We start from the raw sequence: 25,555 nt of genomic DNA, 5'->3' as shown, positions 1-25,555 counted from the left end.
CTTTTTTCTTACATTTATTCAGGTGTTTGGCTAGCTGATTCATCACCAGTTTGGTCAGACTGATTGACGTCAGGTTCTTGATTTTCTTCATTGTTGTCAGAAGAAGTTTGGTCATTTATCCTTGACAGGTCAATTTGGCTAGCTGAGCCACCATTTAGTGAGCTCAGGGTTAACTGTACGCCACTGAGATTTTCAGGCACTAAAAGGACTATATCGCCGGTTATCGTCTCGCCTAAAGTAAGCTCCTGACCAATCAAGGGATTGTCAGAAAAAGCGGTCGCCATAAATTGATCAATAGCTTGACCATTTTGGTCTTCTACACTAGCTGTTAGGTCATAAGTGTAGGGATAGTCATTGGTACCATCGACTAGCTTTAATGCACTGTTTAGTACAAGCCACTGGTAACCTTCAGGAGCTGGCTCGTTAGCTGGGTTTTGGTCGGCGAGGTAGTCCTCCGCCGCCTGGCCTAGGTAGCTATTATTAACTTTTAATTCTAATTGACCTGGATGGGTATCCAAACTTTGACCATTATCATAGTCCACCATAATTGGAATCGATTCATTAATTTTAAAGACCCGGTCTTGATTCTCACTTGTGAGCTGTGTTTGGTCAGCTTCCTGATTAGCTTCTTTTTTACTTTGGTAATCCCTCTGGTCGTTACCACAGGCCGCCAAGGCTAGTCCTGTAATTAAAAATAAAATAGGTCTAGAAAATTTCATAGTAAACCTCCCGTATTTCTTCATATCCATTCTACCAAAGTTAGTGCTAGTCACAAAGAATCATTTTAATAAGGGGCTTATTTAACCGATTTTAGTTTATGACTCGTTAGACTATTAATTATTTGGTAAAATATGGGTAAGATAATTGTGAGGAGTGTTAGTTTGAAAAAGAAAATTTTATTGACAGCTTTAGTTTCCGCTAGCTTATTGGCGGCGTGCCAAACTAAGGACCAACAGGCTAATTTGGAACAGTTCGACCAAGCCACCCTAAGTGATACTAACAATGTAACTGCTTATAAGGCTCTGGTATCCCAGCATTTGGGACAGTTAGAGGAGGTAGCCACTGACTTTAATATTAACTATGATATTAATGGTGAAGTAATTAGTCGCCAGCAAACTAATAAAGAGCGTTTTAAAGAGGGGAATATTACTGCCTATACTGTTGAGTTAACGGACCAGGTGGATGACCAAACAAGTCAGACCCAGTATTATTATGACGGTTCAGCTGGTGAAAAAGGCAAGGGTTACATTAAAGTTGACCAGGGGGGCTTCCAAGAAACAGATTTAGCTAATACGGCACCTACTTACTTGCAGTTGATTCAGTGGCTCATTGCCGGAGAAGATCAATGGCAAGGGGTTGAAGAGGACGACCAAGTCACCGTGCAAAAAGTGATTACTGATGATGAAATTTTGGATCAATTACGAGTTTTAATTGATACACCTGTTTTAGTGACACCTAGTGCCCAAGACCAGGCTTTATTAACCTATCAATTAGACCAATCTGGCGCTATCAAGCAGGCACATATTGAGTATGTGATAGAGGATCAAGGGAAAACTTATCGCGTTGGCCTGGAGGCAACACCGACATTTTCTAAATTAGGTGACCAGCCTTTAGCTAATCCAGATCTTGATCAAAATAAACAAGCAGATATTGATAAAAACCAACTAGCTGACCAGTTCAAACAAGCTAATCCTGCTGCAGCTACCCGGTATTATGAAATGACAACTATGAATACTATTGGTAGTCAGGCTGGTGAGGGAGAGACTCGAGTCGTGATTGTCAATGCAATTAATAACCAGCCCTTAGCAGAATTAGCTAGTAAGGTTGAAAATAATAAAGTTGGCCAATACCAATTGAACTATGATGGTCGGGACTATGCACTAGACCAAGGCCAGGTGAAGGTTACAGATCGATCAACGACTGACTATTATGGTCACTTTGTAAATCTGTTTATGGACCAATTAGCAAGTGATGACCTGGTTGCGATTGATGGTAGCCAAGATGGTGTTTATAACTATCGTAAGCTATATGAAAATGATTTTGTTAATTTTGATAAGGATACACCAGGTATTGATGTAAAATCCTTAGAGAAAAATGAAGAAGCTATCTATGCTTTGGATTATTTGATAGATGCTAAGAGTGGCCGGTTAGTTGGTGTTTATCTCTGGGCTGCAACAGCTGGTCAAACTGAAATTAATGAAACCCTAGCCTTAACCTTTAATAATTTTAATGCCACAAATATAAATGTATTAGCTCCATCAGTAGATGACAAAATTTGGCAAGCACTTGAAAAATAAAGGGAGAATATATATGGAATTAACTGCAATTGGCCATATTAAGAGTCCTTTTAAAGAAAAGTTCGGCATTCCACGCCAGGGAGCGCTAGTTGCAAGTAGTCAGGCCGAAATTATTTTTAACCCACCTTATAACCAAAGTAGTTACTTTGAAGGATTAGCTGATTTTAGCCATATATGGGTAATCTGGGGGTTTAATGCAGCTAATCAAGACCGTGAAAAAGCTACTGTTAGACCGCCACGTTTGGGGGGGAACCAGCGTTTAGGTGTGTTTGCTAGCCGGTCGCCTTTTCGCCCTAACCACTTGGGCTTAACGGCTGTTAAATTAGAAGAACTTAAAGAGGTTAAGGGTAAAGTTAGCTTGCTTGTTCAGGGAGTGGATATGCTTGATGGTACCCCCGTTTATGATATCAAGCCCTATATTTCTGAGGCAGACCAAGTGATGGATAGTCACGATGGCTTTGTTGACCAAAATCAGTTTCCAAAGCTCGCAGTAGATATGCCAGCAAGCTTACTTGCAGATATAGACCCGACTGTTATCCAGACGCTTAGTGACATTCTAGCTCATGATCCAAGACCAGCCTATAAGCATAATCCTGAGCGTATATATGGTTTGCGTTATGATCGCTTCAATGTACGCTTTAGGGTTAGGGATGACCAGGTTCAGGTAATTAGTATTGAAGAAGTATTGGGTTAAGTTTGTTGTGTTAGGAAATTATAATAAGGAGGATTTTTAATGAGTACGGGATTAATTTTATTGATAGTCGTTGTTATTATTGGGGTTGGTCTGTTGATCTGGGGGATAAAGTCCTATAACAAATTTGTCGGCGCTAAAGAGATGGTTGAGAACGCTATGGCGCAGATTGCTACTCAGGTCGAGTCTCGCTGGGACGCTCTAACTAACTTGATTTCAGCAACCAAGGAATACCAAGGTCATGAACAAGAAACCTTAACTAATATTGTTGAGGCACGTGCTGGGGTTAATCGTGAGTCAAGTGTTAAACAAGTTGAGCGTGATGATGCCCTCTTTAACCAAGCCATGCGGGCTATTGATGTAGTGGTTGAACAATACCCTGACCTGAAAGCTTCTCAAGTTTACCAACAAACCATGACCAGTGTAGACAAGTATGAAAATCAAGTCAGACAATCACGGATGGTATTTAATGATACGGTTACCAAATATAACCGCTTAATCAAAGTCTTTCCGAATTCTTTGATTGCCGGTATGACAGGCTTTAGTCCTGAAGACTATTTTGAAGCGACCGAAACTAAAAAGGAGATGCCCCAATGGTAGGCCGAGCTTGTCGGCGCTGGATTGGCTATATATCCCTTCTACTTGCAGTAATAAGCCTTATTCTAGTCAGTCCGTCAGTATTGGCTGAGAACCGTATTAAGCGGATTGACATTACGGTTAATATTGACCAGCAAGGTAATGCCCATTTTATTGAAAATTGGCATACTGACTTAGAGGAAGGGACTGAATTATATAAAGGTATGCAACTTGAAGCTCCCATGGCGATTAGAGACTTTCAGGTTGCTTTAAATGGCCAGCCTCTAAAAGCAGCTGATAGTTGGAATGTTGATGCTTCCTTCGAAGATAAGGCTGGCTACTACGGCCAGAATGGCCAGGAATTGAATTGGGGTATTAGCCAATACGGTGAAAATACCTACCAGGTATCCTATACGGTAGAAAATTTTGTGGTGAATACGACGACAGACCAAATGATTTTTTGGGAATTCATCAATAAAGGCTTCAGTCCTGCTATTGAAAAATTTTCGATTAGCATTCAGTCGGACTACCGCCCTTTTGACTATGACCATAATAGAATTTGGGCCTTTGGTTTTCCTGGGCAAATCGAAATTAGTCAAGGTAAAATTATCGCTCAGTCACAAGCCCTTGATAGTAGTCATTATGGTACTATGCTAATACAAATTCCTGCCGGCACATATGCTAGCCAAATGCAGACCAATCGCGCTTTCGAAGATTATCTCAAGCAAGCTTTTGAAGGCTCCGACTATAATTGGCAGGATTATAACCCTAATATGACTTATGACCAAATCCAACAAATGAATACTGCTAACCAACCGGACAATAAGATGTCAAAAGGAGAAATTTTTACTATTTTAGGCTCGGCAGTAGCAGTTAGCCTAAGTGTTGGCGGCTGGGGCGTGTATACAACTTGGAAAAATCATAAGGCTCGCCGGCGTTTTTATCCTAAGCTGAGCGAACGCGCCAAGGATTTGGCAGGGGAATATTATCGCGACCAACCAACTCCAAGTGTTTTTGTAGCCTATCATTTTCTTGAAGATTTACAGGTCGAAGATGTGGAACAAAATATCTTTATTGCTGGTATCCTTAGTCTTATCTCAGAAGGTTATATTTCTGCGCATGTAGATCCTAACCAATTAAATAAAACCATGTTTTATTTAGCGGCAGGTGTCGGAGAACCGGAAGCACCGCTTGATAAATTATATGATTTGTTAGTTCTGGCTAGTCAGGATACTGGTGGCCAATTAGTTATAAACCAAGACCGTTTATCACAAACCATTCGTGGCAATTATAAGCGTTATAGTGCCTATCTAGAAGCTGTCGACCAAGCGAGTGAAGAATTTATGTCTAGCGCCGGTTTAGCCCAGCCCCTTTATGCACCTGAAAAAGGTGCCGACCAGTTGCGAGCTCGTGCTGACCAGTTAAATGGTCGATCATACACTGATGCTGGCTTTGCTAAGCGCGATGATTTGGTTCGCTACCATAATTATCTATTAGATTATTCACTGTTAAATGAGCGTCATACACCAGAGGTCACACTTTGGGATCAGATGATGATATTTGCAGCGGGATTAGGTATTGCCGACCAAGTTGAACAAGAATTTAATAAAATTTATCCAGAGTATCAACAGCTAACTAGCTATAACCAGGTACCTATATATAATTATTATCTTTTAAGTCGAATCATGCAGGATCAATACCGGCAAGCCTATAATAAAGCTCATCCTGACATTACCGCTTCTTCTGGTTTTGGTGGATCATCCAGTATGGGCGGTGGTGGTGGTTCCTTCGGTGGCGGCGGTGGTGGTGGCGTACGCTAATTAATCACTGCGCTCATGTTAGCAAAATGCTTGATAAAAAGCTGAGGTCAGTCTCAGCTTTTTATTTGTTTGTAGAGATATGTTATAATAACAACTAAGTTTTTTGAAGGGAAAAAATAATGAAGTATGTGAGATATAAGCCAGCTGTTGGCCGCGAAACAATTCTATTTACGATCATCTTTTTTGGTATCTTTATCAGTATCGGTTCAGTTATGGGCACGGTAAATATGTTATCAACTATTATGGCTACTGCCTATGACTTATTAATTAATACGGTTTTTTATATTATGGCTATTTCTGTCGTTACCGGGGCGCTATCCTCCTTATTTTCTGAGTTCGGTTTTGTATCCTTAATTGATTTAGTTTTATCAAAAGTTATTAAACCTATTTATGATATGCCCGGTGCTTCCTCTCTGGGTATTCTGAATTGCTATATGTCTGATAACCCTGCAATTCTAACACTTGCTAAAGAGGATAATTTTAAGCGCTATTTTAAACAGTACCAACTACCAGCCTTAACTAATATCGGTACCTCATTTGGGATGGGATTGATTGTCACCGCAACTATGATTGGGCTACCAATTGATGGCGCTGTCCAGTCTGCCTTAATTGGTAATCTGGGGGCTGTGGTTGGATCAGTAGTGAGTGTGCGGATGATGTTATTTTTTACTAAGCGTTTGTATGGCACTGAAGCTGATGTTACTACTAAACAAAGCAAAGAAATTCCCCCTCATTTGCGTGTCATTCGTGAAGGTGGGACAGGTTCACGCCTACTATCGTCTTTGTTGGAAGGTGGTATGAATGGCGTAGAGATGGGAATGGCTATTATTCCCGGGGTACTTGTCGTCTGTACTATGGTTATGTTATTAACTAATGGTCCTGGTCCTGGCGGTCTTTATGACGGTGGTTTAGGGCAAGGGGTGGCCTTTTTACCTTGGTTAGGAGAAAAATTTTCTTTTATTTTAGTGCCCCTATTTGGTTTTTCAAATCCTGAAGCCATTGCCGTCCCAATTACTGCTTTAGGCGCTGCCGGTGCTGCAGTAGGTGTTGCAGCTGATTTTGTAACTAAGGGCCTAGCAGATGGTAATGATCTTGCAGTATTTACAGCCATGTGTATGTGCTGGTCGGGTTACCTCTCAACTCATATTGCTATGATGGATGCATTAGGTACAAAAGAAGCGACTGGCTATGCCCTTATTAGCCATACTATTGGAGGCCTCGTAGCAGGCGTAGCAGCTCATTTTATATATATATTAGTTTGATAAAAAAATCGGCTCTTTGTCAAATAGTGTTGGTGATATTAAAGATCGAAGTTTTGACTTCGGTCTTTTTTATTTTTCTAGCCATAGGCTAGAGTCTCCAGAGAATTGGTCATCTGTTCAACAGCCATGGCACCGGTTCGAGCCAAGGTCTCTCACCTCGCCAGCCTCAAACAAGCTGTAGTCAATCGCTATATCCGTACGTCGCGTTGCTTCTACGGCTCTAGGATTGTCACAGCTTGTAATTCTTTGGCGTGCTCAACATGGCTAACAGATGCCCATTCCCCTCCGACTCTAGCAAAGAAATATTTTATCAATTAAGCACATAGGGCCCTAGATTCTGCATCTAACTTTTCAATCTTTCTCTTTACAGTAGTTTTACTTTCCTTTTTTGCCTCATAGGATCTAAAAGAAAGAAAAGCCCGTGCCCTTAAATGATAAAAATTGCGGTACCCAAAACCGGATCGCTTAATATTCTTGATTTTATTATTCATACCCTCAATTGGCCCATTGGAAAGTGTATAACGAAAGCTATTGATAATAGCAGGTAAGTATTTGAGCAGAGTATTCATCGTTTTTCTCAATTTTTTTGGGAGCCGTTGGCTCTTATTGCGACTAATTGTATGTATGAAAGCATTGATATTCCCTGTTTTAAGGTGATATTTGAGCTCGTTCACGACATCATAGACTTTTCTAAATTTACTGTCGATATTAAGCATAAATTCAACTATACCTACTTCTGTTATAAGGCCATCAAATAAGCGATGTGTGCGGTAATTAACACTATTCAGTGCTTCTTGGTTCTTTAAAATCAGCTTCCATAACTGTTTCAATTTCCGATAGTGTCAAGTCCACAATCTTGTGTAAATTATAGAATGTAATTGGTGGGTATAAATATTTAGACTATGTTATTAAAGAATTTATGAGGACATGTCTCCCAATATTCATGCAAATCAAGCAATACACTTCCTATAAGTCGCTCCGCAGCCTCTATATTAGGAAAGAGGCCGACAACTTTCTCTCTTCTTCTAATTTCTCGATTTAGCCTTTCTAGACTGTTAGTTGTTTTCAGTGAAACGCGATAAGGTGTGGGTTCTAATAAGTATGGGATAGCATCTTCGAAGCCTTCCTCTAGCGTATTAACAGCTTTGTCATATTTCTCATTGCCACTAACGTATTCTACAAATTCAAATTTTAACTCTCGCGCTCTTTGTTGACTATCAGCATTAAATATTCTCTTTAGAAGACTTCTCTCATGACTGCAATCCTTTTTTGGAAAATGAGCTAAAATATTACGTAGAAAATGAACCGTACACCGTTGCCAGGTAGTGCCTAAAAATTGATTACTAATCGCTGATTTTAGTCCCTTGTGGGCGTCAGATATAATTAATGTTGGTTTAGTTAGGCCTCTGGCCTTTAAATCAAGGAAGAAGTTCTTCCAGTTTTCTTCTGATTCATTATCAGCAATCATAAAGCCGATAATTTCGCGACGATTATCATCGTTAATACCCTGAGCAATATAAACACCTTTAGAGACAGAACGATGGTTTTCGCGAACTTTAATATACATGGCATCGACATAAACATATCGAAAATTCGTATGTGTTAGGGAACGCCCTTTAAATTCGAAAACAGCAGGGTCCAAGTTTTTATTTACTGAAGAGACAAATGATTTAGAAACACCTTCGCCACAGAGTGTTTCAACAACCTTCTTAATACGGCGTGTTGAGACCCCATTAATATACATTTCGGTTAAAACAGCCACAAAGGCCTTGTCCATACGTTGATATTTATCGAATAGCTTGGTATCAAATTCTCCTGATCGTGTCCGAGGGACATCCAGTTCAACAGTCCCTACCTTTGTTTTAAAGTTTCTTTTATAGGAGCCATTACGATAATCTTTCCGGTCATCTGTGCGCTCATAGCGCTTAGCATTAATAAATTCCTCACGCTCTGCTTGCATATAGGCATTAAAGATGGTTACAGTTAGGGACTTCATCATCTGATCCATATCACTGTTTAGAACTGCCTCTGTAATTTCTTCTAAGTTTAGGGTAATATTTAGTTGAGCCATAATAATCTTCCTTTCAATGTGTTTTAGCCAATTACATTGTAACCAAAAAAGATTATTATGGTTTTTCTTTTTACACAATTATATGGACTTAATCTCCGATAGTGTGTTGATTGCTTAGGTTGTTGATTCATCACAAGAATCCGTTGGCTATTCAAAGTCTGATTCAGTAGTTGAACAATATGGAATCGGTCAATAATAATTTTCGCATTTGGAAAGATTTGTTGTAAAAAATCATAATAAGGTGAGTACATATCCATGGTAATCGTTTCAACTAGCTTTCTCTTTTCCAGAGGGAAACGCATAAAATAATCTCTTAAATAAGCTTGCGTCCGATCTTCTAATATATCAAATAAACGATGATTAGCTGCATCCACTAGGATGCAAGACATAGCGCCTGAGACATTTTTAACAGATTTAAACTCATCAATAGATAAATGCCTAGGTAGTTGCCGGTAACTTTGTTTGAATTGTTTAGCAGTCGATTCAAGCAGACGAATAACCGTAGAATTTGAAATATTAAGTTTTTTAGCGATTAAGGACATACTTTGCGACTCTGATAATTCTTGTATCGCTAAACACTTGATTTGGCGACTAATAAAGCAATTTTTAGCAACTAGATTAGAAGAGGCTGTAAACGTAATTTGGCAATTTTTACAGAAAAATCGCTGTTTTTTTAATACTAAAGAGATTGGTTGTGTGTTGAATTCACCTATTAAAATGCGCGATAGTTTATAACCATGCTTAATAACACTAGCTTGGTCAGCCTCCTTATGGAGGCAATTCGGACAGCTGTCTGGTTGATAAGTTAGTGTGCCGTAGATTACTTTATGAGTCACTTGTTTAATCTTTTTAGTCGTTACCTTGTCCTCTAATTTAATATTTTCGTCTGTAATACTTAATAGGTTTTTGATACAATCATTTTGAGCCATGTGAATTCTCCTTTGTAGTTTTGTCTGACAACTTAATTATAAAGAATTCACTGGCTTTTTGTGATTCCAAATAAAAAAAGGTGTCAGTGAGTTTTTACTCACCAACACCAAAAAGTATAGAACCAAAAAATCCGGTCTGCCGAATTCGCAGGACCGGATTTTTTTATAAATTTAAATATTAGTCTTCATCAGAATATTTATCAAAGTAGCCTTGGATATAAATAAATGGTGTACCTTTATCTCCTGATCCAGAAGTTAAATCAGATAATGAGCCAACTAAATCGGTAATGTTCCGAGGGGTTGTACCTAATGAGGTATTGTGACCAGCCTCATCAACTTTGTCATGGTCCTTAATATAAGCACGCATGGCTTCAGCTAATTCCTCACCAGATAGGTCACCAAATTGGTTATCAGCAACATATTTAATCTTAATTTCATCAGGTGTGCCACTTAAGCCTTTAGTAAAGCCAGGTGAGACAACAGGGTCAGCTAACTCCCAGATATGGCCAACTGGATCTTGGAAGGCACCATCACCATAAATCATGACTTCGATAACTTTACCAGTTTTATCAAGTAGACGTTTTTGTACGTCTTCTACAAAGGTTTGGCAATCACGTGGGAAAAGTTTTAGGCTATCGTTTCCTGAAAGGTTTGCGCCTAATAGCCCATAAGATTCGTTATAACCAGACCCATCCACTGGTTGGTTTAGGATTTCATCTAGGCCGATAATCTCTTTTGCACCGTGTTTTTCAAGGGTGCGGCGCGTATACTTACGATCATGGATATCAGCAATAATCACGGTATCAACATAGTCTAGAATTGCTTGCGGATGGTTAGCAAAAATAATTTCACACTCAGCACCAGCTTCTTCAACACACTTGTTGTAGAGGGCCACATAGTCCTCACCAGTAAATTCATGTGAAAGATCAGAAAAGTGGCTGCGGAATTCTGCTTCAGATAGGACATCGGTGTATGGGTTGATGTCAGAAGCTTCTAATTCATCACGGGAAATTAAGCGGTTACCAACTTCATCAGACGGATAGCTGAGCTGGATAACAACCTTCTTAGCTGACATAGCAATCCCTTTTAAGATAGCATAGAAACGATTACGGCTCAAAATTGGATTAACAATCCCAATTGTTTCAGCATCTGTTTTACTGCGGATATCTTTGGCTACCGCTTCTAATTGGGCGAAGTTTCCTTGCGCACGTGCTAAAATTGATTCAGTAATTGTTACAATATCATGGTCACGTAGTTCATAACCTTCGCTTTCACTAGCATTAATGACAGTGTCGACAACAATTCCTGCTAGGTCATCGTTTTCCTTGATAATTGGGGCACGTAAACCTCTAACAACAGTACCAACAGCTCTAGACATAAATGATCGTCCCTTCAAATTTTTATGGCTCCATCAGGAGTACCTGGTAATTATAGCTTACACTTTAGCAATTAACAATTACTCAAAAAGTTAAGAAAAATAAAAGGGCAAATTAGTAGCAGTTTGGTCGTCAGTCAAGTTTGTGGTAGTTGCATAAGATCAAAGCCAGCATGACTAGGCTGAATATACCACCAGTTTTTAGAATAAGTTTAATTGCCATTGCAGTCGCTCTCTTACGCTCACAGCTAAATTTATGCTAAACTTTTTGAGGGAAATAGGCTTTTAAGCTTGTTATTATTTACAATAATATTTATACTTATTGAGATATTTTACAGATAGGAGTGTTATTTTGGCAAACGATAGTTTGTTTTCAAAAGATTGGTGGCTAAGGATATTTAAAGGGGCAGCAGTTGGTATCGGGGGTATCTTACCCGGCTTATCTGGTGGCGTGCTAGCAGTAATTTTCGGTCTTTATGATGAGATTATTGGTTTTCTCAGCGACATCACCAAGAATTTTTGGAAGAATGTTAAGTATTTTACTCCAGTGGGTATTGGCTTCATTATTGGCATTATTATCTTTTCTTTTTTTGTCAGTGAGGCCTTTGGTAGTTATGAAGCTTTGTTTACTTGTCTTTTCATTGGTTTTGTAGTTGGGACCTTACCGCTTTTATTTAAACAAGCTGGACAAGCGGGTCGCTCTAGCCTTGACCTCACCATTATGACTGGCGCAGCCTTGATGATTTTCGTCTTGATGGTTGTGGGTGGTCAAAACTTAACCGCTGTAGAACCTAATTTCTTAGTATGGATGGGATCAGGTGCTTTAATAGGTTTGGGTGTGATTGTACCGGGTATGAGTCCTTCCAATTTTCTGATTTACTTTGGCCTGTATGAAAAAATGTCAACTGGGATTAGTCAATTGGATTTTTCAGTAATTATCCCTCTAGCATTGGGAGCGGTTATCTGTGTGTTGGTCCTTGCTAAGATTGCCCAGTGGTTATTCGAACATTTCTATAGCCAGATGTATCATTTTATTCTGGGAACAGTAATTGGCTCGTCGTTGGCTATTTTCCCGACGGTAGTTTTTCCTGCCTTCAGTCCTCAAGGGTTGGCAGCCTCTGGATTAAGTTTTACTAGTAGTTTGCTATGGTGCATCGCACTATTCATTGCTGGTGTAATTTTTTCCTTATGGTTTAGTCGTATTGAAGAAAAATATTCATAGCAAGCAAAAAGCCAGTTGGTCAATCACCAACTGGCTTTTATAATTTTAGCTATTTTCCTTCATTTAAGTATCGACTTAAGAAGGCTTGAGTTCGTGGGTTTTGAGGCTGGTTAATTACCTGATCAGGTCTGCCTTGTTCGGCGATTAGGCCTTTATCCATAAAGATGACCCGACTAGAGACGTCGCGCGCAAAGGCCATTTCGTGGGTAACAACAACCATAGTCAAGCCCTCCTTGGCCAAGCTAGTCATGATTTCTAAAACTTCACCAACCATTTCAGGATCCAAAGCAGAAGTTGGCTCATCAAAGAGTAGCAGTTCTGGTTCCATAGATAGGGCGCGGGCAATAGCTACCCGCTGCTGTTGCCCACCTGATAGCTGGTGGGGTTTTTTGTTTTGGTGTGCAGCCATACCTACCTTTTCCAGGTTGCTAAGGGCAATGTGACGAGCTTCCTCTTTAGGGCGATTCAGAATCTTGACTTGTCCAATTGTACAGTTTTCTAGGACAGACATATTTTTAAAAAGGTTAAATGATTGAAAAACCATACCAACTCTAGCTCGATAATGGTTGCGGTCAAATTTATGACTTAAAATAGACTGACCGTGATAGCTGATATCACCATCACTAGGTTCCTCTAGTAAATTAAGACAACGTAGTAGGGTGGACTTACCAGAACCAGAAGAGCCAATAATTGAGATAACTTCTTGCTGGGTCACCTGGAAGTCAATATCGTGGAGCACGATATTATCACCGTAGGCTTTTTTCAGATGAGATACTTCTAAAATTGTCATACTTGGTCCTGGTCCTTTCTAGGATGTGGTAAGGTGGAGGATTCTAAAACCAGGCTGCTAGTATCCTTGTACATATGCTTCTCGACAAGATTTAAGATGCGTGTCGTTGTAAATGTTAAAACAAAATAGATTACAGCAGCAATAAAGAAGGTTTGGAAAGTTTGATAGGTAGAACCAGCAGCGGAACGAGTTACGAAGAAGAGTTCGGTAACAGCAATTACGTTCAAGACTGAGGTATCTTTAATGTTAATAACAAATTCGTTACCAATCGAAGGTAATATTGATCGGATTGCTTGGGGTAAGACAACATAGGACATAGTTTGGACATGGTTCATACCGATTGCTTTAGCCGCTTCAGTTTGACCTTGGTCAACTGAGTTGATACCGCCTCGAATAACCTCAGCCAAATAAGCAGCAGTGTTAATTGAAACAATTAGTAGGGCAGCCTTCATAGAGGATAAGTCAAAATTGAAAAATAATTTTGATCCATAAAAAATCAGCATAGCCTGTACCATCATCGGGGTTCCTCTAAAGATTTCGATATAGGCGGCAATAATAAAGTCAATTAAGCGGTAAAGATAATAACTTACAGGGTTCTCTTGTTTTTTAACTTTTAGTGACCTAATAATAGCAATCACTAAACCTAATAAGAAACCAATTACAGTCGAGCTGAGGGCAATAAACATAGTGTTGGCAGCCCCACGAATAAACTGGCTACCGAAGTTAGACCAAATATTACTTACATCTGACCAGAAGCCCTTGCTTTCACCACGTTCGTTAAGGGCTACCATATCTTCCATCAGTTGGTCGCGATCAGCTTGTGGGATAGTTGCTAATACTTCGTTAATCACGGGGGTAAGTTTAGAGTTTTTACGTAGCCCTACCGAAATATCAGTAGTTAATTGTCCTAAATCAAAGCCTTGGTTAGGAGGAAATTCGACAAAGCTTAGTTCATCGTTTGCAGCGACAGCAGCCAGAGCGCCTGGTTTTTCTGATACGTAGGCATCGGACTTGCCACTGAGGACACTAGAAATCATTGTCGGGAAGGAATCAAGGGCGGTTTGCTGGTCGACTCCCGGAATTTGTTCGATAAGATCATAATGGAAGGTATTTAATTGACCAGTTACTTTCGCCCCGTTAAAGTCCGCTAAGCTCTTAGCTTGAGCATAAGGACTGTCTTTTCTTACAACTAGAACAATATTTGAATCATAATAAGAATTTGAAAAATCAATTTGTTCCAATCGCTCAGGGGTAGGGGACATACCAGCGATAATGGCATCAATTTTACCAGATTGAACAGCAGGAGGTAGGCCATCCCATTCTGACTTAACAATTTCCAACTTTAGACCCAAACGATCAGCAATTAACTTAGCCATTTGGACATCATAACCATTAGCATATTCACCATTAGAATTACTGATGGCGATAGCGCCGTCATTGTCATTCGTTTGCGACCAGTTAAAGGGCGCATAATTAGCCTCCATACCTACTCTCAAAACGCCAGGGGTTTCTAGTTCTTGATTTAGTGTAGATTGGTCAATCTCAATTTGGGTTTGGGGCTCACTTGCATTAATAGCTGGTGTTGGAAAGTTAAATACCAGCATGAATATCATGGCTATAGTGGGGACCATTCGCCAGTTGATAAACTTGTTCATTTGGAATTCCTCCCTTAAAAATATGTTTTGATAATACCTTAATTAAACCAGCAATTCAATCTGTCTGACTTAAAGCAAAGAATTAAAAATAAAAAGCTACCGTTTAGGGTAGCTTTCATAATTAAGTAGTTAATGCGACCGAGAGGACTTGAACCTCCACGGGAGTAACTCCCACCAGCCCCTCAAGCTGGCGCGTCTGCCGATTCCGCCACGATCGCTTTTTTGTAGCTTGAAGCATGTGCTTCAATACACCCGGAGGGAATCGAACCCCCATCGCAAGAACCGGAATCTTGAGTGATATCCATTACACTACGGGTGCAAAACAACAAAATTTATTATAACTTGACTGATATAAAATTGCAAGGATTTTTATTAATAAAAATTACTGAAGCTTTTAATTTGTAGTCTGACCAGGTTAGGTTAAAATGAAAAAGGTAGAAATAGAGGCCTAAATAATTGACCTTTATTGACCTTTATTGTAAAATAAGGCTACAAAGTTAAAGGAGGACACAAAGCTATGAATCTAGTGCCTACAGTTATTGAGCAATCTGCCCGCGGTGAACGTGCATATGATATATACTCGCGTCTGCTAAAAGATCGTATTATCATGCTAAGTTCACAAATCAATGATGATGTTGCAAACTCAGTGATTGCTCAATTATTATTCCTAGACGCTCAAGATCCAGAAAAAGATATATACCTATATATTAATTCACCAGGTGGTTCTGTAACGGCTGGTATGGCCATTTATGACACCATGAATTTTGTCAAAGCTGACGTAGTAACGATTGTTATGGGAATGGCTGCTTCGATGGGCTCATTCTTATCAACAGCTGGAACTAAAGGTAAACGTTACGCTTTACCTAATGCTGAAATCATGATTCACCAGCCCCTAGGTGGCGCCCAAGGACAAGCGACTGAAATTGAAATTGCTGCCCGCCATATTTTAAAAACTAAGGCAAAATTAAATCAAATCTTATCTGAGCGGACAGGTCAACCGATAGAAGTCATTGAGCGTGATACTGATCGCGATAACTACATGTCTGCTGAAGAGGCTAAAGAATATGGTTTAATTGATCACATCATGACTAATTCTAAAGAGCTGAATAATGGTTAATAAAGATGCTGGGCCTTTGTGTCCAGCTTTTTTAGCTACTTGCTCAAAACAAGTCTTAGCTTGAATACTTAAATCTTAGTTAAAACAGTCTATTTATAAAATTTATTGGTCGAAAAGCTTGCATATTTTATTTATTTTGATATAGTTAACCATGTAAGGGATAGCCCTTATATATTTTTTAAGTAAGGCTGGTCGAAAAAAGACTACCTGGACAAAATAAGTCCAGGTAGAGAAGGATGGTAATAGATGGTTGACAGTTTTGAAAAACTTTCCCAGGTTGTTCCAGAAATTGTGGCAACCTACCGGCAACGCATCCTTATTTTAGAAACTATTTTTAGACTTCAGCCTATTGGCCGAAAAATGCTTGCTGAGTTAATGTTTATTACTGAGCGGCGTTTGAGAACAGAAGTGGATATATTAAAAAACCAACAGCTGTTGGAATCAACCCCTAAAGGGATGAGGCTAACTAGTCAAGGTGAATTGGCAATTGCTGATGCACGTGAATTCAAAAGGGAACTGTCCCAGTTTCACAGGCATGAACAAAAATTAGCCAATCAGTTGGGTTTCCATGATTCACGCATTGTAACTGGCAATTTAGACGAGGATAGCTTTGTTTATTTTCAAATGGGATCAATATTATCCCAGTATCTTGACCAGCATCTAGCCAAGGGTCGCCAATTAATGGCGGTTACTGGTGGAACGACAATGATGAATGTCATGAAATATATTCAACCTAAGCTTGCTTTAGATAGAGCCTTTACAATCGTATCAGCTAGGGGAGGCATCGGTGATGCTGCTGCTACCCAAGCCAATACAATATCTGACCGCTTAGCTAATCGTCTATCTGGGAGAAATATTTCTCTCTATGCTCCAGAAACTTTATCTCAAGATGCTTTTGATATGTTGATTGAAGAACCGTCAATCAAAAAAACTTTAGCTATTTTATCAGAGGTAAATGTTTTACTATTTAGTGTTGGAGATGCTACAATTATGGCGAAGCGACGTGGATTAGATGATAAGAGCAAGCAAATTATTTCTGATTCTGCTGCGATTGGTGAAGCATTTGGATGCTTCTTTGATGAAGCTGGTCAAATCGTATACCGGGTGCCGAGGGTTGGCCTACAACTTGAGGACCTCGCTTCAATTGATCTACCAATTTTGATTTCTGGTGGATCAGATAAGGCAAGAGCTTTAGCTGCTTTTGCGAAACTTGCTCCCAGTCAGACCGTATTAATCACTGATGAGGGTGCTGCTAATTTGGTTTTAAATGAGGAAACTCATTAAAATAATTTACATTCCACAAGGAGGAATTGTTGTATGGGTAAAAAAATTGCAATTAACGGATTCGGTCGTATTGGTCGTTTAGCTTTACGTCGTATTTTAGAAAGTGGTTCTGAATTAGAAGTTATCGCTATTAACGACTTAACTTCAAACGAAGACTTAGCTTACTTATTAAAATATGATACTGCACAAGGACGTTTCCCTTATTCAGTAGAAGCTAAAGAAGATGCTTTAATCGTAGATGGTAAAGAAATCAAAGCCTACGAAGAAAAAGATGCTTCTAAATTACCTTGGGGTGAATTAGGTGTTGACTTTGTACTAGAATGTACTGGTTTCTACACTTCTGACGAAAAAGCTCAAGCACACATCGAAGCTGGCGCGAAGAAAGTTTTAATCTCTGCACCTGCCAAAGGTGATGTGAAGACAATTGTTTACGGTGTAAACCATGATACAATTGGTGCTGATGATGTCATCGTTTCAGCTGCTTCATGTACAACAAACTGTTTAGCTCCTATGGCTAATGTATTAAACGAAAAATTCGGTGTTGAACGTGCTTTAATGTCTACAATTCACGCTTACACTGCAACACAATCTATGCAAGATGCACCAGGTGGCCGTAAGAGCCGTGCGGGTGCAGCTAACATCATCCCTGCCTCAACAGGTGCTGCTAAAGCTGTAGGTAAAGTTATTCCTGAATTAAATGGTGTAATTGACGGTACTGCACAACGTGTACCTACTATTACTGGTTCAGAAGTTGAACTTTATTCTGTATTAGCTAAAGAAGTAACTGTTGAAGAAATTAACGCAGCGATGAAAGGAGCTTCAAGCGTAGCCTTTGGTTACACTGAAGACGAAATCGTATCTTCTGATGTTATTGGTGACCCTCGTGGTTCAGTATTCGATGCAACTCAAACTAAAATTATGGAAGCTAACGGCGGCCAATTAGTTAAGACTGTTGCTTGGTATGACAACGAGTACGGCTTCACTGGTAACATGGTGAACACTTTAGAGCACTTTGCGACTCTATAATTAAGACTAACGTTTGATTGACCAATTTAATGGCGGGGAGCTGCGCGCTTCTCGCCTTTTTTATAAAGGAGACCAATATGGCTAAAAAAACAGTAGAAGATATTCAAGTCCAAGGTAAGAAAGTGCTGATGCGGGTTGATTTCAACGTACCAATGGACAATGGCACAATCACTGATGATAATAGAATTGTCCAAGCTTTACCAACTATCAAATACGTACTTGAAAATGGCGGCCGTTTAGTTCTTTTCTCTCACTTGGGTAAAGTTAAGGAAGAGAGTGATAAAGAAAAACTAACTCTTCGCCCTGTTGCAGAGCGTTTACAAGAATTATTGGATCAAGAAGTAAAATTTGTGCCAACTACCCGTGGCCCTGAGTTAGAAGATGCAATCGAAGAATTAGGCGAAGGCCAAGTGCTATTGTTTGAAAACACCCGTTTTGAAGATTTAGACGGTAAAAAGGAAAGTAAGAATGATCCTGAATTGGGCAAATACTGGGCATCTTTAGGTGATGTATTTGTGAATGACGCATTTGGGACTGCCCACCGTTCTCATGCTTCAAATGTAGGTATCTCTTCTCATTTAGAAGCAGTAGCTGGATATCTAATGGAAAAAGAAATTAAATTCTTAGGTGATGCAGTTAACGATCCTGAACGGCCATTTGTTGCGATTCTCGGTGGTGCTAAGGTGTCTGATAAAATTAATGTTATCGAAGCCTTACTTGATAAAGCTGATAAAGTTTTAATCGGTGGCGGTATGGCCTATACCTTCTTCAAGGCAAAAGGTTATGAAGTTGGTAAATCTTTACTAGAAGAAGATAAAATTGATTTAGCTAAAAGTCTAATGGAACGTGCAGGAGACAAGTTATTCTTGCCAGTGGATATTGTAGTGGCAGATGATTTCTCTAACGATGCTAATACGAAAGTGGTTCCTAGTAACCAAATCCCAGCTGATTGGGAAGGTTTAGACTGTGGTCCAGAAACAGTTGAATTATACGCTAAAGAATTAGCGGATGCTAAAACCGTTGTATGGAATGGGCCAATGGGTGTTTCTGAAATCCCAGCTTTCGCTAACGGTACAAAAGGTATTGCTAAGGCCTTAGCCAATCTAGATAATGCAACCACTATTGTTGGTGGCGGGGACTCAGCTGCGGCTGCACAAAAACTCGGCTTCGCTGATCAAATTACCCATATTTCAACTGGTGGTGGTGCTTCATTAGAATTCTTAGAAGGAAATGAGTTACCAGCTGTAGCGGCCCTTTCTGATAAATAAGTCGACAGGGTCACTTTTAGCGAAAGGAGCTAATGAAGATGAGAAAAGTTTTGATTGCTGGAAACTGGAAGATGAATAAAACAGCCGAAGAGGCTAACCATTTTATCGAGCAGTTAACCAAAAAAGTTCAGGACGGCGTAGATAGTGAAATGCTAGTCTGCCCACCGAGCCTTTTTATTGCTAGTATGCAAGAAGTAGCTGTGGGCACCCAAATTCAAATCGGTGCTCAAAATTGCTTCTATGAAGACTCAGGCGCTTACACAGGTGAAATTAGTCCAGCTGCTTTAGCGGATATGCAAGTGCCATACGTTATTATTGGACACTCTGAACGACGTGAGTTGTTTGGTGAGACTGATGAGGATGTTAACAAAAAGGCTCACGCAATTTTTAACCACCAAATGATTCCTATTATTTGCTGTGGTGAAACTTTAGACCAACGTGAAGCGGGACAAGCAGAAACATGGGTTTCTGGTCAAATTCGTGCTGCTTTGGCAGGTCTAACTGCTGATCAAGTATCGCAGGCTGTTATTGCTTATGAGCCGATTTGGGCTATTGGTACAGGAAAAACTGCTTCAGCTGAAGATGCTGAAGAAATGTGTGCTAAAATCCGTGAAGTAGTCTTTGAAATCGCTGGTCAAGAATCAGCTGATGCTATTCGTATCTTGTATGGTGGATCAGTTAAACCAGCTAATATTGAAGAGCTAATTGCTAAAGAAAATATTGACGGGGCCCTAGTTGGCGGCGCTAGCCTCGAAGTTGAAGATTATGTCGCATTATTAAATGGAGGGAAATAATGTCTAAATCACCTGTAGCTATAATTATTTTAGATGGCTTTGGCTGGCGAGAAGAAAATTATGGTAATGCGGTTAACCAGGCAAACAAACCAAATTTTGACCGTTACTGGAATGAGTTCCCACATGCAACCATGAAGGCTTCTGGGCTAGATGTCGGACTGCCTGATGGGCAAATGGGTAACTCTGAAGTTGGTCACACTAATATTGGTGCTGGCCGTATTGTTTACCAAAGTTTAACTCGGATTGATAAAGCTATTGCTGACGGTGAATTCAAGGAAAATGAAGCCCTCAACCATGCTTACCAACATGCTATTGAAAATGATTCAGCTGTTCAAATCTTCGGTTTACTATCTGATGGTGGCGTTCATAGCCATTTGAACCATATTCTTAGTGTAATTGAAGACGCCAAGGATAAGGGTGTTAAAAAGCTTTACTTACATGCCTTCCTTGATGGCCGTGACGTTGATCCGCATGCGGCACCGGGCTATATCGAAGCCATTGAAAATAAAATGGCAGAAGTTGGCCTAGGTCAGATTGCTACGGTTTCTGGTCGCTATTATGCGATGGACCGTGACCGCCGTTGGGACCGTGTTAAACTAGCCTATGATGCAATCTTCCACGGTCAGGGTGAAGCATTTGGCTCTGCTCAAGAAGTTGTTGAAACTTCTTATGGCAAAGATGTGACTGATGAGTTCGTTGTGCCGGCAGTCATTACTAAAGATGGTCAACCAGTTGGTACGGTCAATAACCATGATGCGATTATTTTCGCTAACTTCCGACCTGACCGGGCGATTCAATTATCCGAGGCAGCTACTGCTGATATCTGGGATAACTTTGATCGTGGTGAACGTCAACAAGACTTATACTTTACCACTTTGACTAAGTATAACGATAATATTAAGGCTGATATCGCCTTCCCACCAATAGCGCTTAAAAATGTATTAGGTGAAGTATTATCAGATAATGGTCTAAAACAATTACGGATTGCTGAAACTGAAAAATATCCTCATGTTACCTTCTTTATGAATGGTGGCTCGAATGAAGAGTTTGCTGGTGAATCTCGTATCTTAATTGATTCACCTAAAGTTGCAACCTATGATTTAAAACCTGAAATGTCTGCTTACGAAGTGACTGAAGCTTTAGTAGCTGAAATTGAAGCTGATAAGCAAGACGCTATTATCCTTAACTTTGCCAACCCTGATATGGTCGGACATTCTGGCGATTTAGAGGCGACGATTAAGGCTATTGAGGCAGTTGACGAATGTCTAGGCAAGGTTGTTGATGCTATCTTAGCTAAAGACGGTAAAGCTATAATCTTTGCTGACCACGGTAACGCTGACACTGAGTTGACAGAAGACGGAAAACCTCATACAGCCCATACAACTGTACCAGTTCCGCTAATTGTTACTGAAAAAGGTGTTGAATTACGCACCGATGGCCGTCTGGCTGATGTCGCTCCAACCATGCTAGACTTATTAGGTTTAGACAAACCGGAAGAAATGACTGGCGAAAGCTTAATCAAGCATTAAAAGCTAAAAGCAAATATGTTATAATAAACATGTTAGATGTTAATAAAACAAAAACACTCAAAGGAGAGATATAATGTCTGCAATTACTGATATTTATGCACGCGAAGTCCTAGACTCACGTGGTAACCCAACTGTTGAAGTTGACCTATACACTGAAGCTGGTGCTTTCGGTCGCGGTATGGTACCTTCAGGTGCTTCTACCGGTGAACATGAAGCAGTTGAACTTCGTGATGGTGATAAAAGCCGTTACTTAGGTAAGGGTGTTTCTAAAGCTGTTGAGAATGTTAATACACAAATCGCTCCTGCTTTATTAGGCTATGACGTGACTGATCAGTTAGGCATTGATAAAGCCATGATCGAACTTGATGGCACACCTACTAAAGGAAAATTAGGTGCTAACGCGATTTTAGCAGTATCAATTGCTGCTGCACGTGCTGCTGCAGATGAATTAGGTGTTTCTTTATACAACTACTTAGGTGGTTTCAATGCTAAAGTTTTACCTACACCAATGATGAATATTATCAATGGTGGTTCTCACTCTGATGCACCAATCGCTTTCCAAGAGTTTATGATTATTCCAGCTGGTGCGCCTTCATTTAAAGAAGCCCTACGTTGGGGTGCTGAAGTCTTCCATGCCTTAAAATCTATTCTTTCTGAACGTGGCTTAGAAACTTCAGTAGGTGACGAAGGTGGTTTTGCACCGCGCTTTGATGGTATTGAAGATGGTGTTGATACTATCCTTAAAGCGATTGAAAAAGCTGGTTACAAAGCAGGCGAAGATATCTACTTAGGTTTCGACTGTGCATCTTCAGAATTCTATGAAGATGGCGTTTACAACTATGCTAAATTCGAAGGTGAAGGTGGCGCGCAACGTAATCGTGAAGAACAAGTTGCTTACCTAGAAGAATTAGTTGAAAAGTATCCAATTATCTCTATTGAAGACGGTATGGATGAAAACGACTGGGAAGGCTGGGTATTACTTAATGAAAAATTAGGTGATAAAGTGCAATTAGTAGGTGATGACCTATTAGTAACTAACACTGACTATTTAGCCCGTGCCATCGAAGAAGATGCAGCTAACTCTATCTTAATCAAGGTTAACCAAATTGGTACCTTAACCGAAACTTTTGAAGCAATTGAAATGGCTAAACGTGCCAACATGACAGCTGTTGTTTCTCACCGATCAGGCGAAACTGAAGATGCTACAATTGCTGATATTGCTGTAGCAACTAACGCTGGCCAAATTAAGACTGGTTCATTATCACGTACTGACCGGATTGCTAAATACAATCAATTATTACGTATCGAAGACGAACTAGGTGAAACTGCTGTTTACCAAGGTCTCCAAGCCTTCTATAACTTAGGTAAATAATTCTACTTACAAACATATAAATTTATCTTGCTCGAATCGATAACCAGGTCCTTGTGACCTGGTTTTTTAAATGAGTAAATTTGCCTACAAACCTTAAAAGTTGCTGACTAAAAGACTTGATCATCTCTATCAAATGAGAAATTGTTTTGCTATAATAGAAGTCATATAGAAAGGGTGGAACATATGAGCCAAAAAATTTGGAACTTATCTGCAGGACCGGCTATTATGCCAGATGTGGTCCTAAAGGAAATTCAAGCCGATTTACTCGATTATAAAAATACCGGCATGTCGGTAATGGAGATGAGTCATCGTTCCTCCTGCTTTCAAGCAATTATTGATGAAGCTGAGATGCTTATCCGCGAATTATTAAAAGTACCTGATAATTATAAAGTGCTCTTCATGCAAGGCGGTGCGACATTACAATTTTCAGCTATCCCCATGAACTTAAAACAAAGAGCTAAGGCCGCTTATATTGATACTGGCTCTTGGTCGACCAAGGCAATTATTGAAGCAGAACGCTTAGGCTATGATGTTGACATTTTAGCATCTAGCAAAGAGCAAAATTATGACCATATTCCGCAATTCAGTGATTTAGATTTTTCTGGTTATGACTATGTGCATATCACTTCTAATAATACTATTGTTGGTAGTCAATATAGTAGTTTTCCTCAAACTGGAGCCACACCACTAGTAGCAGATATGTCGTCAGATATTTTGTCACGGCCAATAGATATCAACCAGTTTGGCTTAATCTATGCAGGTGCACAAAAAAATATCGGGCCATCAGGTTTGACGCTAGTTATTATTCGGGAGGACCTGTTAAGAAGATCTAGCCAGGAGCTTCCTATTTATCTAAATTACCAACTTCAAGCCGATAAAGGGTCTATGTATAATACACCACCTACATTTGCTATTTATGCAGCTATGCTGGTTTGTCGCTGGCTGAAAGGTCAGGGAGGCTTAGAGGCAATGGCAGGTCTAAATTTGGACAAAGCAAAACTTATATATGATTATCTAGACCAATCAGCTTTGTTTGCCAATCATATAAAGCCTCAAGATCGCTCCAAGATGAATGTCACCTTTACTACAGGTGATCAAGCTAAGGATGCTGCTTTTGTTGAGGCGGCAGTCCAAACTGGATTTTTGAATATAAAAGGACATCGGTCTGTGGGTGGCATGCGTGCTTCGATTTATAACGCATTTCCTCTGGCTGGTGTACAAGCTTTAATAGACTTTATGAAGAAATACGAAAAGGAAGTTATATAAATGTACATAAATACTTATAATACTGTTGCTCAAGAAGGTATTAATTATTTAAAAAGAAAAGGTTATAAACTTGATCAAAGTGATCAACCAGATGGCTTGTTGATGCGTAGCCAGGTTATTCATGATATGGAATTTCCAAACAGCTTGCTGGCGATTGGTAGGGCTGGGGCAGGAGTTAACAATATTCCAGTTGACCGTTGTTCTAATGAGGGAATAATTGTTTTTAACGCACCTGGTGCTAATTCTAATGCAGTAAAAGAAATTACCATTGCCATGATGATTAATTTATCACGGAATATCTTCCCTTCAGTGACTTGGACACGAGGCTTAACTGGTCCTGATCAAGATGTCCAAGTTGAAGAGGGCAAAAAGCAATTTAGAGGATCAGAGTTAATTGGCAAAACTTTAGGCGTTATTGGTCTAGGGAATGTCGGTTCCAAAGTTGCTAATGCTGGTGTAGATTTAGGTATGGAAGTTATCGGTTACGATCCATATATTAAAATGAAGAACGCTTGGGAAGTAGATTCAGCCGTACGCAAGGTTGAGGATATTACTGACCTTTTCCGCTATGCAGATTATATAACGATTCACACACCTGCTACTGATGAGACTGAAAATATGTTAGACGCATCAGCTTTTGAGAAAATGAAAAAAGGTGTTACAGTCATTAACTTTGCCCGCGAGGAGGTCTGTGATACCGATGCGGTGAAGGAGTATATCGATAACGGCAAAATTAAAGCTTTTGCGACAGATTTCCGTATTCCTAGTTTAGATGGTTATGAAAATGTTTTAACGACGCCGCATATCGGTGGAACAACAGGTCCAGCTGAAGCGCAGTGTGCCATGATGGCAGCGCAAGAATTAGATAAATTCCTAAAGACTGGTGAAATTACTAATTCTGTTAACTTTCCTAATGTAGAGTTGAGTTTCAATTCCCCATACCGTTTATCTATTATTAATCGCAATATTCCTAATATGGTTGGCTTAATGTCAACTGGATTAGCGGCTCACCAAATGAATATTGCAAATATTATTAATAAATCTGCAGGAGATTATGCTTATACCCTGATTGATATTGACAATACGGATGAAACACTCCTAAATCAAGTAATCACCGATTTAAATAAAATTGAGGGTATTGTCCGCGTCCGCCTGATTAAAAATAATCAAGACAACTTGTAGTCAACCTTCATTTGTGATAGCATGCTAAA

The 25,555-nt window shown here is 39.7% G+C and carries 22 protein-coding genes and 2 tRNA genes; 15 read left to right on the top strand and 9 right to left on the bottom strand.

The features are described from left to right. Positions 1–14: 14 nt before the first annotated feature. Positions 15–719: a DUF4352 domain-containing protein gene (locus tag AWM75_RS01835; protein WP_067977543.1), complete on the bottom strand. Its 705-nt coding sequence runs from the start codon at positions 717–719 to the stop codon at positions 15–17. Positions 720–881: 162 nt separating this feature from the next. Between AWM75_RS01835 and AWM75_RS01830 the strand changes: the two genes are divergently transcribed. The 5 genes from AWM75_RS01830 (at position 882) to AWM75_RS01810 (ending at position 6,646) form a co-directional block, all read left to right on the top strand. Then, positions 882–2,297, top strand: coding sequence for a hypothetical protein (locus tag AWM75_RS01830; protein ID WP_067977541.1), 1,416 nt, complete (start codon positions 882–884; stop codon positions 2,295–2,297). A gap of 13 nt (positions 2,298–2,310) precedes the next feature. Then, entirely contained in the window at positions 2,311–2,991 is a 681-nt protein-coding gene (gene tsaA / locus AWM75_RS01825) for a tRNA (N6-threonylcarbamoyladenosine(37)-N6)-methyltransferase TrmO (protein WP_067977538.1), read from the top strand. A 39-nt stretch (positions 2,992–3,030) separates the two neighbouring features. Next, positions 3,031–3,588, top strand: a complete 558-nt coding sequence (locus AWM75_RS01820; protein WP_067977536.1) for a LemA family protein — start codon at positions 3,031–3,033, stop codon at positions 3,586–3,588. Further along, positions 3,582–5,384 (top strand): DUF2207 family protein, encoded by a 1,803-nt coding sequence (locus AWM75_RS01815; protein WP_067977534.1) that lies wholly within the window; start codon positions 3,582–3,584, stop codon positions 5,382–5,384. Before AWM75_RS01820 ends, AWM75_RS01815 begins: the two co-directional genes overlap by 7 nt. A 119-nt stretch (positions 5,385–5,503) precedes the next feature. Beyond that, positions 5,504–6,646, top strand: coding sequence for a CD0519/CD1768 family membrane protein (locus AWM75_RS01810; RefSeq protein ID WP_067977531.1), 1,143 nt, complete (start codon positions 5,504–5,506; stop codon positions 6,644–6,646). Positions 6,647–6,960: 314 nt separating this feature from the next. Here the strand turns inward: AWM75_RS01810 and AWM75_RS01805 are convergent, their stop codons facing one another. The 4 genes from AWM75_RS01805 to AWM75_RS01790 all read right to left on the bottom strand — a co-directional run bounded on the left by AWM75_RS01805 (position 6,961) and on the right by AWM75_RS01790 (position 11,024). Beyond that, positions 6,961–7,476: a transposase gene (locus tag AWM75_RS01805; protein ID WP_067977528.1), complete on the bottom strand. Its 516-nt coding sequence runs from the start codon at positions 7,474–7,476 to the stop codon at positions 6,961–6,963. A 65-nt stretch (positions 7,477–7,541) separates the two neighbouring features. Then, positions 7,542–8,717, bottom strand: a complete 1,176-nt coding sequence (locus tag AWM75_RS01800; RefSeq protein ID WP_067977262.1) for an IS256 family transposase — start codon at positions 8,715–8,717, stop codon at positions 7,542–7,544. Between the two features lie 23 nt (positions 8,718–8,740). Further along, a complete protein-coding gene (locus AWM75_RS01795) occupies positions 8,741–9,646 on the bottom strand; it encodes an ISL3 family transposase (protein ID WP_067977526.1) in 906 nt (301 codons plus the stop codon). A 178-nt stretch (positions 9,647–9,824) separates the two neighbouring features. Then, positions 9,825–11,024, bottom strand: coding sequence for a coenzyme F420-0:L-glutamate ligase (locus AWM75_RS01790; RefSeq protein WP_067977524.1), 1,200 nt, complete (start codon positions 11,022–11,024; stop codon positions 9,825–9,827). Positions 11,025–11,373: 349 nt separating this feature from the next. Here AWM75_RS01790 and AWM75_RS01785 point away from each other — a divergent pair, with 349 nt between their 5' ends. Further along, positions 11,374–12,243, top strand: a complete 870-nt coding sequence (locus AWM75_RS01785; RefSeq protein ID WP_234946619.1) for a DUF368 domain-containing protein — start codon at positions 11,374–11,376, stop codon at positions 12,241–12,243. Between the two features lie 49 nt (positions 12,244–12,292). Here AWM75_RS01785 and AWM75_RS01780 read toward each other — a convergent pair whose 3' ends face one another. The 4 genes from AWM75_RS01780 to AWM75_RS01765 form a co-directional block, all read right to left on the bottom strand. Further along, positions 12,293–13,033 carry an amino acid ABC transporter ATP-binding protein gene (locus tag AWM75_RS01780; RefSeq protein ID WP_067977521.1) on the bottom strand — a complete coding sequence of 247 codons (741 nt, stop codon included), beginning with the start codon at positions 13,031–13,033 and terminating at the stop codon, positions 12,293–12,295. Continuing rightward, positions 13,030–14,688: an ABC transporter permease subunit gene (locus tag AWM75_RS01775; protein WP_067977518.1), complete on the bottom strand. Its 1,659-nt coding sequence runs from the start codon at positions 14,686–14,688 to the stop codon at positions 13,030–13,032. Before AWM75_RS01775 ends, AWM75_RS01780 begins: the two co-directional genes overlap by 4 nt. A 133-nt stretch (positions 14,689–14,821) precedes the next feature. After that, positions 14,822–14,906 (bottom strand) — tRNA-Leu (locus AWM75_RS01770). A gap of 29 nt (positions 14,907–14,935) precedes the next feature. Next, positions 14,936–15,007, bottom strand: a tRNA-Arg gene (locus AWM75_RS01765). A 198-nt stretch (positions 15,008–15,205) separates the two neighbouring features. On the opposite strand from AWM75_RS01765, the gene clpP reads away from it, so the two are divergent. The 9 genes from clpP (at position 15,206) to AWM75_RS01720 (ending at position 25,526) form a co-directional block, all read left to right on the top strand. After that, positions 15,206–15,805 carry an ATP-dependent Clp endopeptidase proteolytic subunit ClpP gene (clpP, locus tag AWM75_RS01760; RefSeq protein ID WP_067977515.1) on the top strand — a complete coding sequence of 200 codons (600 nt, stop codon included), beginning with the start codon at positions 15,206–15,208 and terminating at the stop codon, positions 15,803–15,805. A gap of 246 nt (positions 15,806–16,051) precedes the next feature. Next, positions 16,052–17,089, top strand: a complete 1,038-nt coding sequence (locus AWM75_RS01755) for a sugar-binding transcriptional regulator (protein ID WP_067977512.1) — start codon at positions 16,052–16,054, stop codon at positions 17,087–17,089. A gap of 33 nt (positions 17,090–17,122) precedes the next feature. Beyond that, on the top strand, positions 17,123–18,115 hold the full coding sequence (gene gap, locus AWM75_RS01750; protein WP_067977510.1) for a type I glyceraldehyde-3-phosphate dehydrogenase: 993 nt from the start codon (positions 17,123–17,125) through the stop codon (positions 18,113–18,115). Between the two features lie 77 nt (positions 18,116–18,192). Continuing rightward, the gene (locus tag AWM75_RS01745) at positions 18,193–19,383 is read left to right on the top strand and encodes a phosphoglycerate kinase (RefSeq protein ID WP_067977507.1); all 1,191 of its coding nucleotides are present in this window, start codon (positions 18,193–18,195) and stop codon (positions 19,381–19,383) included. Between the two features lie 38 nt (positions 19,384–19,421). Beyond that, entirely contained in the window at positions 19,422–20,177 is a 756-nt protein-coding gene (gene tpiA / locus AWM75_RS01740; protein WP_067977505.1) for a triose-phosphate isomerase, read from the top strand. Further along, positions 20,177–21,706, top strand: a complete 1,530-nt coding sequence (gpmI, locus tag AWM75_RS01735; RefSeq protein WP_067977502.1) for a 2,3-bisphosphoglycerate-independent phosphoglycerate mutase — start codon at positions 20,177–20,179, stop codon at positions 21,704–21,706. Before tpiA ends, gpmI begins: the two co-directional genes overlap by 1 nt. 73 nt (positions 21,707–21,779) lie before the next feature. Beyond that, positions 21,780–23,078, top strand: a complete 1,299-nt coding sequence (gene eno / locus AWM75_RS01730; RefSeq protein WP_067977500.1) for a phosphopyruvate hydratase — start codon at positions 21,780–21,782, stop codon at positions 23,076–23,078. 183 nt (positions 23,079–23,261) lie between these two features. Then, positions 23,262–24,344 (top strand): 3-phosphoserine/phosphohydroxythreonine transaminase, encoded by a 1,083-nt coding sequence (serC, locus tag AWM75_RS01725; RefSeq protein ID WP_067977498.1) that lies wholly within the window; start codon positions 23,262–23,264, stop codon positions 24,342–24,344. Next, complete coding sequence (locus tag AWM75_RS01720) at positions 24,345–25,526, top strand: 3-phosphoglycerate dehydrogenase family protein (protein WP_067977496.1); 1,182 nt, start codon at positions 24,345–24,347, stop codon at positions 25,524–25,526. It begins immediately after the preceding gene. Positions 25,527–25,555: the final 29 nt, after the last annotated feature.

Source organism: Aerococcus urinaehominis, from assembly GCF_001543245.1.
In the GTDB taxonomy this organism is placed as follows: domain Bacteria; phylum Bacillota; class Bacilli; order Lactobacillales; family Aerococcaceae; genus Aerococcus; species Aerococcus urinaehominis.
Note: the sequence above shows the minus strand (reverse complement) of the source record. Positions and strands in the feature narration are given on the sequence as shown.